The following is an 11462-nucleotide window of genomic DNA, read 5'->3' on the forward strand; positions in this document are numbered from 1 at the left end:
TGCGATGATAAAAGTAGCACGTGTCTCCCAATCTTTCAGGGAACAGCAAGTGCTGGAGGACATCACCTTTGAGGTTAAGCAGGGTGAGTTTTTGGGGATTATTGGACCCAATGGCAGCGGCAAATCGACGCTGCTTCGATTATTGTCTGGGATTGATCCATTAGATGCGGGCGAAGTTGTTCTTGATGGGAAGCAGGTAGCGTCTTACTCTAGGAAGGAACTGGCCAGGTGGCTGGCTGTCTTGCAGCAGGATGCTTTGCCGCCTGTAGGGTTCACGGTAAAAGAAGTGGTGGAAATGGGGCGTTATCCTTTCCAAAATTGGCTTGGTGAGGATTCGGTGGAAGCCGAAGGACTTATTGCTCGTATTGTGGAGAAATTGCACCTGGAGCCGATTATTAACCGAACCGTAGAAAGACTTAGCGGTGGTGAACGCCAACGTGTTGCTCTTGGTAAGGTGATGGCCCAGCAGCCGCGGCTGCTCATGTTAGATGAACCGACAACCTTTCTGGATATCGGTTATCAGGTTCAGATGATGGATTATATCAAGGAATGGCAGCAAGAATCGAATCTGACAGTCGTTGCCGTGCTGCACGATTTAAACTTAGCCGCCCAATATTGCACGCGAATTATGGTTGTGCATAACGGTAAACTTGCCGGAATCGGAACTCCGGAGGAAATGATTACCAATGAGTTAATTTCAGCTGTCTATGGCACGGAGCCTATCGTGCTCCAGCACCCTGTCAATCAAGCGCCGCAAATCTTGTTGCAACCGGGCCATTAGCCCCTATAACGGAGGAATCATATCGTGAAACATTTAAAACTTATCGTTGACAGTATCAAACCGCTTCATGAAGATTACGTGAACTTCGCTAGTGCGCACTTGGATCAGCTGACTAAACCCCCTGGAAGTCTGGGGAAATTGGAAGATATCGCTCGTCAAATGGCGGGAATAACAGGTGAAGTCATGCCTGCATTTGAGAAAAAAGCGGTAATTGTTATGGCGGGTGATCATGGTGTTTGCGAGGAAGGCATCAGTGCCTTTCCAGCAGAGGTAACCCCGCAAATGGTGCTTAACTTCCTCTATGGCGGCGCTGCGGTGAATGTGCTGGCAAAGCATGCCGGAGCCGAGGTTGTATGTGTGGATATGGGTGTCAATGCGGATCTTGATCATCCTAACCTTGTTGCCCGCAAGGTGAGAAAAGGAACGCGCAACATGGCCCGTGAGGCGGCCATGACACCGGAAGAGGCGATCCAGGCGATACAAGCCGGAGTTGACATTGTGGATGAGTTAGCAGGTAAAGGGTATCGGCTTTTTGCAACGGGGGAAATGGGCATCGGCAACACGACAGCGAGCGCAGCTATATTGTGTGCGCTAACGGGACTAGGTGCGGACATCGCCGTTGGTCGGGGGACAGGAATAGACGATGCCAAATGGCTCCATAAGCAAACCGTGGTGAACAAGGCATTGGAAGTGAATAGCCTTCATGGCAAACAGGATGAAGGGATGAAGCTGAGCGCTGACTATGCGCTTGATGTATTAACGAAAGTTGGCGGATACGAGATCGCCGGACTTGTTGGGGTGATTCTGGGCGCGGCGAAGAACCGCTGCCCGGTAGTCGTCGACGGCTTCATATCGTCGGCTGCTGCGCTTGTGGCGAGCCGATTAGCACCGCTAAGCGCGTCGTACATGCTCGCCTCGCACTTATCCCATGAGCAGGGGCATAAGAAACTGCTCGAAGCCGTTGGCCTCGAAGCGATGCTGCAGATGGATATGCGCCTGGGCGAAGGAACAGGCGCGGTGCTCTGTTTCAACTTGATCGACGCCGCAGGCAAGATCATGAAGGAAATGGCGACATTCGAAAGCGCAGGCGTGTCGCGAGAATAGAGAACGGCACGATGAACAGTGTAAGCTTACGTTAGGAAGCTGAGTTAGGGAGGAGTGGCGTCATGGCGGTTTTGGTTACAGGCGGCGCGCGAAGCGGCAAAAGCTTATTTGCGGAGAAGCTGGCGATGCGCAGCAGCGAGATGGGCATTTATATCGCGACCTCCCACATCTATGATGAGGAAATGAGGGAGCGGGTTGGTTTGCATCAGCAGCAGCGGCGCGAATCCGGGTATCCATGGGATACACGAGAAGAGCCCTATGCGCTGAAGGAGCTGCTGCTCCAGTTGCAGACGACGGGCATCAGTTCCGGGGCAGTCGTCATGGTCGATTGTTTGACCCTCTGGCTGACCAACTGGCTGCTGAAATATGAAGGAGAAGCTGATTGCACGGCCTTAGTGATGAAGCAAATAGATGAGCTTGCAGGTGCTGTTTCTTCCTACAAGGGCCACTTGATTCTGGTTACGAACGAGGTTGGCGATGGCATCGTGCCGGAATACCCGCTCGGACGCAGCTTTCGAGACTTGGCAGGACGGATGAATCAGCGACTGGCTGCCGTATGCGAGCAAGTTTTTCTGGTTACCGTAGGCGTGCCGATTGAGTTAAAAAGCATGGCTTATCGGTTGGATTAAAAAGCTATGGACAAAGCATGGAACGGTGATGAATGATGTGGTTATATTCTTGGCAGGAGATCGTGATGATGACGGCTGCTGCGATTGTCGTGGATTGGATCGTAGGAGATCCGAAGTGGCCAACGCATCCGGTTATTCTTATAGGGCGCTGGATTCGCTGGCTGGAAGACAAGCTGCGTCCTAAAGAAAAAGGAGCAGCAGTCGGCGATTTACCTCATGCACGAACGGTTGAATCAGCTGAAAGGCTAAGAACGAAGGGCATATTTCTTACCGTATTCACCATAGCGGTTAGCTTTGGAGCGGTGCTCTTGCTTATTTTGGCTGCTCGCTCCATTCATGAATGGCTTGGTTATGTGGTCTCAACCTGGCTCATTTCAACAACGATAGCGATTAAGGGTTTAAAAGATGCGGCGTATCTGGTTTATAATCCGCTGCGCAGTGGTAATCTTCAAGATGCGCGTAAATACACAGGCTACATCGTAGGCCGTGATACTGGTGAGCTCGGTGAGGAAGAACTGACGCGCGCGGTCGTTGAGACGGTGGCGGAGAATATCGTGGATGCGGTCATCTCGCCGCTCTTCTATGCGCTGCTCGGCGGAGCGCCGCTTGCTATGCTGTACCGGGCATCGAACACGCTGGATTCGATGGTAGGCTACCGAAATGACCAATACCGTCATTTCGGGTGGGCGTCGGCGCGATGGGACGACGTCATGAACTGGATTCCGGCCCGGCTTACCGGCCTGCTGTTGATCCTTGTCGCCCTGCTGAAGCCGGGGCTCTCAGCCCAGCGAGCGGCGTCTGCAGTCCGCCGCTTCGCGCACTTGCACCCCAGCCCGAACAGCGGAATACCGGAGTCGGCGGTAGCCGGAGCACTCGGTATTGAGCTGGGCGGGCTGAATGTCTACGGCGGCGTCGAGAGCGAGCGCGCCCGCATGGGTTGGCCGCTGCGACCGCGGACGCAGCGGGATATTGTATACGCCGTAAGGATGCTCTACGGCGTCAGCTTTCTAGTCATGGGAGGATTGCTATGCGTACTGCTCGTCTTGTTTTACTAGATTGGCTGCGTGCCTGCATAGCCGCCTTTCAATTTCTAACGCGGCTGCCAATTCCGGTGCAAATCGCTTATACCGACCGTGTTTTCCAGCGCAGCGTCAGCTTTTATCCACTAGCCGGTTTTGTTATCGGTTTGCTCTTGGTTCTTGCTTGTCAAGGATTGAGCTTGATTCTTCCCCCCATGCCGGCAGCTATTGTGCTTTTGACGTTTTGGGTCGTTCTGACAGGCGGTCTTCATCTGGATGGCTTGATGGATACGGCTGACGGCATTCTTAGCCACAGGCCGCGAGAGCAGATGCTGGAAATTATGAAGGATAGCCGAGTAGGCGCCATGGGTGTTATTGTTTGCGTCCTGCATGTATTGCTCAAGTTTTCTCTGCTCTATACGATACTAGAGCGAGTCCAGATGGAAGGCTGGGAGGGAGCGAGCCTTCTGCTTACCGTCGTTCCCATCTGGAGTCGTTGGTTTATGGTTGCAGCTATTTGCGGTTGGCCCTATGCCCGGAAAGAGTCAGGATTAGGCAGTTTGTTTCGTGGCGTTACGAAATGGCATCTAGCTTTTTCCACGTTCTTAGCGTTGGTAACTACGATGCTCTTTACATATATGTGTGAACCAATCTCGACATCGCTCCATGTGTTCTCAATCTTTTCAGTTCCTATAGGCTTTGCCATCGTCACTTTTGTGATCGGTTGGGTTATAGCTATGTATATGAGCCGCAAGCTTGGCGGTTTAACGGGAGATACCTACGGCGCTTTGAATGAACTGCTTGAAGTGCTTTTATTATTGGGTCTCACGGCGATATTGTAAATTGAAAGGAGAGGGAAGTATGCTGGAGCGTTACGGACATGGAGGTGATCTATGGACGGCGGAGGAAACATTTGGAAGGCCGAAGGAGCAATTTCTCGACTTTAGCTCCAATATGAATCCGTTAGGTCCCCCACCTGCTGTCAGGCACATTCTACATGATGATTGGCAGGACATTGTGAAATATCCGGACCCTGCCGTTCGTGAACTGACGAAGAAGCTAGCTCAGAAATATGATGTTCCTTTCGAAAGTATACTCGTGGGCAATGGTGCCGCTGAGTTGATCGATTTGGCAGCGCGCGTATTGAAATCAGATAGAACAGGATTAGCCAGACCTTCTTTTAGCGAGTATGAGGAAGCGATTTTGAAATCGGGCGGATCTCTTTATAACATTCCGCTTTATGCTAACTACGGTTTTGAAATCCAACAGCAAGACTTGGAAGCTGCGTGTTCGGCTGCAGATTTACTCTTTTTGGGGCATCCGAATAATCCGACAGGCAAGCTTCTTCCTCGCCACATCCTGGATATGCTTATTCAGTATGGACAAAGGGTCATTCTTGACGAGGCCTTTATGGATTTCGTTCCACAGGAGAAAGATTACTCGTTGATCCAGTTGGCATCGGCCAGCCAACAGGTTGTGGTTATTCGTTCGATGACCAAATTTTTTGCCATACCGGGCATTCGTCTTGGTTTTATGGTCGCGCACCCAGATTTCATTAAGCAGATCAAGACACTACAAGTACAGTGGAGTGTTAACTATTTGGCTCAACGAATCGGAGCTGCGGTGCTAGACGACGAAGCTTTTGAGCAATCCAGCAGGGATTGGCTGGAGGCAGAAAAGCCATGGCTGACTGGGCAACTTAGAGAGTTAGGTTTGGAAGTTACCCCTAGTGATGTTAATTTTTTGCTATTTTCATTTCCTGACAATATGGGAATTACGGTCAAACAAGCTCAAACGCATATGGGACATCAAGGGATTTTGATTAGGGATGCCTCTTTGTTCAAAGGGCTCAATGATCGTTATTGTCGTGTTGCGATTCGACTTCGCGCTGACAATGAGCGTTTGGTTGAAGGGTTGCGCGAGATGCTGCAGAAGAATCGAGGGCCGAAGAATGAGTAAAGAAACCAAGTTGGCGGCCACACTGATGGTTCAGGGCACAGCCTCGGATGTAGGGAAAAGTATTCTTACGGCCGCGATTTGCCGCATTCTGTTTCAGGACGGTTGGCAAACTGCGCCGTTCAAGTCGCAAAATATGTCGCTCAATTCCTATGTCACTTACGATGGAAAAGAAATCGGCAGGGCTCAAGGTGTGCAAGCTGACGCTTGTCGAATATTGGCTACCACCGATATGAATCCTATTTTACTTAAACCTAAACAAGATATGGTAGCCCAGGTTGTCGTTCACGGAAAACCATACTCGGATCTGGATGCGAGGACGTACAGAGAGACCTATTTGCCTCAGGCTGAAGTGATCGTGAAGGACGCTCTGCATCGGCTGCGAAGCCAGTATGAAGTCGTCGTTTTGGAAGGCGCTGGCAGCCCTGCTGAGGTCAATTTGAAAGATCGGGATATCGTGAATATGCGGTTGGCCGGTTGGGCGGACGCGCCTGTGCTGCTTGTCGCAGATATTGATCGTGGTGGTGTGTTCGCTTCCATTGTCGGCACGTTGGAGATATTGACGCCAGAGGAAAGAGAGCGGGTTAAAGGTTTTATTATTAATAAGTTTCGCGGAGATGTCAGTCTATTAAAGCCAGGCCTGGATTGGTTGGAGGAAAGAACAGGTAAGCCAGTACTTGGCGTCATTCCGTACTTGCCCCAATTAGGTATTGAGGACGAGGACTCGGCGTCACTAGATTCTAAACGTGTACAACGCAGGCGTGAAGAGGCTTCACACGGAAAATCCGCAGATCAGTTAGATATTGCGGTTATCCGTCTTCCGCGTCTGTCCAACTTTACGGATTTCGATCCTTTGCAAGAAGAAAAGGACGTGCACTTCCGCTACATCACTCACCTCTCCGAATGGGGCAAGCCGGATGTTATTTTACTTCCGGGAAGCAAAAACACGATGGATGACCTTCGACACTTGAAGGAAACTGGTCTGGCTGAGCGGATTCAAGCTTTTGCTCAAACGGAGCATGGCTCAGTCGCAGGCATTTGCGCAGGGTATCAGATGCTTGGCATGAAGCTGCTGGATCCGGAAGGCTACGAATCGGATCATCCGGAGTTGGAAGGCTTAGGACTTTTGCCGACGGAAACGGTATTTACAGCGGAGAAGCGGACGATTTTAGTCCAAGGGAGCACAGCGCTTTTCGCCGGAGATGGTTCGGAGATCATCATCGATGGCTATGAAATTCATATGGGGCGCACGAGCTATCTACAAGATGTGGAAGTCCCATTCTATTTACAGGCTTTTGAGACGAATCCTGCCAGCGGCGAACGTCATGGGGATGGGGCAACTGTGGATGAGGGACGTGTATGGGGAACTTATTTGCATGGAATTTTGCACAATGATGAATTTCGTCGGGCGTGGTTAAATCGCATTCGTGTGAATAAGGGATTGCTGCCTGTTGCGGATGGACTTCGTTACAAAGAACGGCGAGAGCAAGCTTTCGATAGGCTCGCAAATCATGTGCGAAGCCACTTGGATATGAGCCGTGTTTATGAGATGATGAAGGTAACTAAGTCTTGATAGAGAGAGGACGATAATTGTGAAAATTTATACACGTACAGGCGATGCCGGTCAAACGGGCGTAATTGGTGGCAGGGTTGATAAGGATGATGATCGCGTTGAAGCCTATGGCACAACGGATGAATTGAACTGCTTCGTAGGTCAAGCCATGAGCTTCATGTCGCCGGATAAATATCCTGACTTGCTTCAAGACATGCTGCAGGTGCAGCATGAACTGTTTGACTGCGGTTCGGATCTTGCGCTCTTGAAGCAAGAACTGCGTCCTTATAAAGTAACAGCCGAAATGGTCGAGGCGCTCGAAGGCTGGATTGACAAATATGATGCCGAAACGCCAGATATTACGAGATTTATACTACCGGGGGGCAGCAGCGTTTCTTCGACGCTCCACATTTGTCGTACTGTATGCCGCCGGGCTGAACGCCGAGTGGTTACGCTGGCTCGTACGCAGGAAATTAATCCTGAAGTGCGCAGATACTTGAATCGACTTTCGGATTTATTTTTTACCATAGCGCGTACAGCTAATTTCCGTGAGGGTGTTGCCGATGTAGAGTATGTCCGCAGTGCAGAGGTGTTCAGACGTAAATCATGAGTTACTATGAACCGCTCGTCTACATCGTGCCGCCTGAAGAGGAAGGATTTATCCTGAAGACCATTTTGCAGAAAAGATTAATGGTTTCCCGTAAATTAATATCACGGATTAAGTTGACCGAACAAGGCATCACGGTAAATGGGACTAGAGAATACATTAGCATAAAGGTGAAAGCCGGGGACCGTGTCGAGATTCGTATGGAGGAAGAGCAGTCTGAGGACATTTTACCGCAGGATCTTCCTCTGCACATTATTCATGAGGATGAGCATGTATTAATTCTGGCCAAAGAAGCTGGCATTATTGTACATCCTACGCATGGGCATTATGTGAATACAATCGCCAACGGTGTCGTCTATCACTGGCAGCAGGCCGGCATTACGTGTCGCTTTCGTCCGGTTCATCGGCTGGATCAAGAAACCTCCGGTGTTCTGGCTATCGCTAAGACACCATATGTTCACCAGCAAATATCGGAGCAAATGACTCGTCATGAAGTGGCAAAAGAGTATCTGGCCTTTGTCTGGGGTGTCGTCACGGACAAAAGCGGAACTATAAATGAACCCATCGATCGAAATCCCGAACAGCCCCATATCCGGATAGTCACACCAACAGGCTACTCAGCCATTACTCATTATGAAGTCGTTGAACAATACAAGCACGCCGCTTTAGTACGAATCTGGCTGGAGACGGGCAGAACGCATCAAATTCGTGTACATATGACACATATTGGACATCCGCTGCTAGGGGATAAAATGTACACGCTGCCTGGATTTGAGCTAAGCGAAGCCGCCGGAGAAGTTTGTGAACGGTTGGGGCGCCAGGCCCTGCACGCATATCAACTAGGCTTTATACATCCGGGTTCACGGAAATGGACGTTATACGAGGCTCCATTGCCTGCTGATTTAGCAGAATTGCAAAATTGGCTGCAAGCCAGCACCTAGAAATACGCCAACCATCCCTCTTTGGATGGTTTTTCTAGTGCTATAAACTTGACTTTCCGAGGCAATTAGCCCAAAATTTTAAATAGCCTTATTTTCATTAAATCTGAAGGAGCTTTAATAAATGGAAGTAAAAGTATTTGCTTACGATAAATGCGGAACTTGCCGAAATGCGGTAAAATGGTTGAAAGCCCATGATGTAGATATCCGTGAAAATGTCCCCCTATTTGAAACACCACCTTCTGCTAAGGAGCTGGAAAAATTGCTTCAGGACAGCGGGCTTGATATTAAGAAGTTTTTCAACACATCCGGCGAAGTATATAAAGAGATGGGACTCAAAGACAAATTGTCGGAGATGTCTCACGAGGAGAAGCTGAATCTGTTAGCTTCGAATGGGCGACTCATCAAAAGACCTATCGTAACAGACGGCAAAACGGTGACGGTCGGATTCAAGGACTCTGAGTTTGAGAACGTATGGGCAAAGGGGGGATAGAAGGTTGGAAGAAAAGCAGAAACCGGCACGCAAAAAGTCACCGTTGGCCATTGGGGGGTTCTTAGCTGTACTCCTTTCTCAAGGCAAGCTGCTTTTAACGGTATTCAAATTAGGTAAAGTTGGCGGTGCCGTCATCAGTATGTTTATTACGATTTGGGCATACGCGATTATGTTTAAGTTACCTTTTGCTATAGGGCTTGTCGTCATGATCCTCATTCACGAGCTTGGACACGTTTTGGCTGCGAAGATCAAAGGTCTTCCGGTATCGGCGCCTGTCTTTATCCCATTTCTCGGTGCCTTGATTATGATGAAAAAAATCCTGCGGATGCTGCGACAGAAGCCTTTGTTGGCATTGGCGGGCCTATTTTAGGGACATTAGGCGGGGTAGCCGCACTGGCCTTAGGTGTATATACACAATCTCCTGCCATCGTATCTATAGCTTATACTGCTTTCTACTTGAATTTAATTAATCTACTTCCCATTCATCCGTTGGATGGAGGGCGAATTTCGACGGCAGTTACTCGTTGGTTGTGGATTTTAGGATTAATTGGTGGATTAGTCTTTATTTACTATGTAGATAGCCGGCTTAGTCAATTTATTTTCTTTGTGATTTGGGCTATGTTTGCCTGGGATTTATATAAGAAATATGTGAAATACAGAAATCGTGAGGAAATTGTATCTGTTTCTACACGCTTTGAATTTTATGCGGATCATTTGCTTCAACAAGGATATATCCTTCCCGGTGAGAATCACACACGTGATTTGGCATATACGACCTTTTCTGAATTGCACGGTTCAGGCGATAGCAGACAAACGATTATTATGTATTGGCAAGGTATCGGTTTCGAGGGGCATGCGTATTTGCCTCGGCAATCGATCGTGAAAAAAGTTCAAGTGGTCAAGGTGGAACGCATTCAGAGAGAAAATCAGTTCATCTTAGGTATTCAAGTGCAAGTTGATTTTTCACCGCTTGGAACGGATGAGCGTTATTATGAGGTATCCACAAAGACCCGTTGGAAGTTTGGTATGTCTTACCTCACTCGTGCTCTTTTTGTTATACATGATTAGGCTTGTTCATCAATTAGATATCCTGTGACCTGCCATATAGGAATGAATGCTACTAACTTATTATAATGAGGGTATGAATGATGACATTTACAGGATCGAAACGGCTTAGCCAACTAGGATCGGCTATTTTTTCGGAAATTGCAGGTTGGAAGAGAGAGGTTATGAACGAAGGGGTAGACGTCATAGATTTAGGTATAGGAAGCCCCGACCTGCCTCCTTCTGAACGGATTATAGAAGCGATTACCGCAGCTGTTCGTAATCCTGCTATGTACGGATATCCAACTTCCGAGGGGAGCCTCGCATTTCGAGAAACGGTTGCCAAATGGTATCAATATCGTTTTGGCGTAGCGCTTAATCCCGAAACTGAAATTTTAACCTTAATGGGTTCACAAGATGGTCTTGCTCATTTAGCGCTTTCCCTCTGCGATCCGGGAGATATGGCTATTGTTCCCGATCCAGGTTATCCCATATATTCGGCAAGCTTAGTGTTGGCGGGTGTCGAACCTTATTTACTGCCTTTACGAGCTGAGAACAATTTTTTACCACAATTAGAGGACATTCCGACAGACGTGGCTGCGAAGGCAAAATTCATCCTGCTTAACTACCCAAGCAATCCGCTGTCTGCTGTTGCAGATCGAGCATTCTTTGAGCAGTTAATTGCTTATGCAAAGAAGCAAAACTTGCTTGTCGTGCATGATCTGGCATACTCCGAAATGGCTTTTGACGGCTATCGGCCGCTGAGTATTTTGGAAATAGAGGGTGCGAAGGAGGTTGCTGTCGAGTTTCACTCCCTGTCCAAAAGCTTTAATATGGCAGGGTGTCGAATTGCATTCCTAACGGGGAATGCTGATGTAGTCAAAGCATTAAAAACGCTCAAATCGAATATTGATTATGGGGTGTTCGGAGCCATTCAAGCGGCTGGAATTACAGCATTAGAGGAAGATATGGAGCATGATCATTCTGTCGCCGGTGTATATGAAAAAAGACGGAATGTGTTTATTGAGGCTTTAGCAGAAGCAGGGTGGAAGATTACACCGCCCAAAGCGACAATGTTTATCTGGGCACCAATACCAAAAGGCTGGACATCTCGACAAATTTCCCGGGAAATGCTTTACCGTACCGGTGTAGTTGTTATCCCAGGAGATGCCTTTGGAGCTGAAGGAGAAGGTTTCGTCCGCATCGCCTTAGTACAAGACGAAGCTCGATTACTTGAAGCTGCAAGGCGAATAAGAGATTGGCTGTATACCTTAGAATGAAAATTAGAGATATTGGTAAAAATAGGAGAATGAGAGACATTTCGACTGTTATCGTAACA

General features: G+C 48.6%; 13 protein-coding genes. All 13 read left to right on the forward strand.

The window, feature by feature from the left end; genetic code table 11:
• Positions 1–4: 4 nt before the first annotated feature.
• Positions 5–781: an ABC transporter ATP-binding protein gene (locus FU659_RS03030; RefSeq protein ID WP_187273862.1), complete on the forward strand. Its 777-nt coding sequence runs from the start codon at positions 5–7 to the stop codon at positions 779–781.
• 21 nt (positions 782–802) lie between these two features.
• Entirely contained in the window at positions 803–1885 is a 1083-nt protein-coding gene (gene cobT / locus FU659_RS03035; protein ID WP_397354986.1) for a nicotinate-nucleotide--dimethylbenzimidazole phosphoribosyltransferase, read from the forward strand.
• Positions 1886–1947: 62 nt separating this feature from the next.
• A complete protein-coding gene (gene cobU / locus FU659_RS03040) occupies positions 1948–2514 on the forward strand; it encodes a bifunctional adenosylcobinamide kinase/adenosylcobinamide-phosphate guanylyltransferase (RefSeq protein WP_147946189.1) in 567 nt (188 codons plus the stop codon).
• Between the two features lie 35 nt (positions 2515–2549).
• Complete coding sequence (gene cbiB, locus FU659_RS03045; protein ID WP_147946278.1) at positions 2550–3569, forward strand: adenosylcobinamide-phosphate synthase CbiB; 1020 nt, start codon at positions 2550–2552, stop codon at positions 3567–3569.
• A complete protein-coding gene (cobS, locus tag FU659_RS03050; RefSeq protein ID WP_147946190.1) occupies positions 3542–4375 on the forward strand; it encodes an adenosylcobinamide-GDP ribazoletransferase in 834 nt (277 codons plus the stop codon). Before cbiB ends, cobS begins: the two co-directional genes overlap by 28 nt.
• A gap of 19 nt (positions 4376–4394) precedes the next feature.
• Positions 4395–5492: a threonine-phosphate decarboxylase CobD gene (cobD, locus tag FU659_RS03055; RefSeq protein ID WP_147946191.1), complete on the forward strand. Its 1098-nt coding sequence runs from the start codon at positions 4395–4397 to the stop codon at positions 5490–5492.
• Positions 5485–7062, forward strand: coding sequence for a cobyric acid synthase (locus tag FU659_RS03060; protein WP_147946192.1), 1578 nt, complete (start codon positions 5485–5487; stop codon positions 7060–7062). The genes cobD and FU659_RS03060 overlap by 8 nt, the downstream gene beginning before the upstream one ends.
• Positions 7063–7081: 19 nt before the next feature.
• Positions 7082–7651: a cob(I)yrinic acid a,c-diamide adenosyltransferase gene (locus FU659_RS03065; protein WP_147946193.1), complete on the forward strand. Its 570-nt coding sequence runs from the start codon at positions 7082–7084 to the stop codon at positions 7649–7651.
• Positions 7648–8589: an RluA family pseudouridine synthase gene (locus FU659_RS03070; protein WP_147946194.1), complete on the forward strand. Its 942-nt coding sequence runs from the start codon at positions 7648–7650 to the stop codon at positions 8587–8589. Before FU659_RS03065 ends, FU659_RS03070 begins: the two co-directional genes overlap by 4 nt.
• A gap of 121 nt (positions 8590–8710) precedes the next feature.
• Positions 8711–9079, forward strand: coding sequence for an arsenate reductase family protein (locus tag FU659_RS03075; RefSeq protein WP_147946195.1), 369 nt, complete (start codon positions 8711–8713; stop codon positions 9077–9079).
• A gap of 4 nt (positions 9080–9083) precedes the next feature.
• The gene (locus FU659_RS36775; RefSeq protein ID WP_261807577.1) at positions 9084–9449 is read left to right on the forward strand and encodes a site-2 protease family protein; all 366 of its coding nucleotides are present in this window, start codon (positions 9084–9086) and stop codon (positions 9447–9449) included.
• An 86-nt stretch (positions 9450–9535) separates the two neighbouring features.
• Positions 9536–10147: a zinc metalloprotease gene (locus FU659_RS36780; RefSeq protein ID WP_261807578.1), complete on the forward strand. Its 612-nt coding sequence runs from the start codon at positions 9536–9538 to the stop codon at positions 10145–10147.
• Positions 10148–10227: 80 nt separating this feature from the next.
• Positions 10228–11403, forward strand: coding sequence for an LL-diaminopimelate aminotransferase (locus tag FU659_RS03085; RefSeq protein WP_147946279.1), 1176 nt, complete (start codon positions 10228–10230; stop codon positions 11401–11403).
• Positions 11404–11462: the final 59 nt, after the last annotated feature.

The organism is Paenibacillus sp. N3.4 (genome assembly GCF_008017805.1).
Taxonomy (GTDB): domain Bacteria; phylum Bacillota; class Bacilli; order Paenibacillales; family NBRC-103111; genus Paenibacillus_E.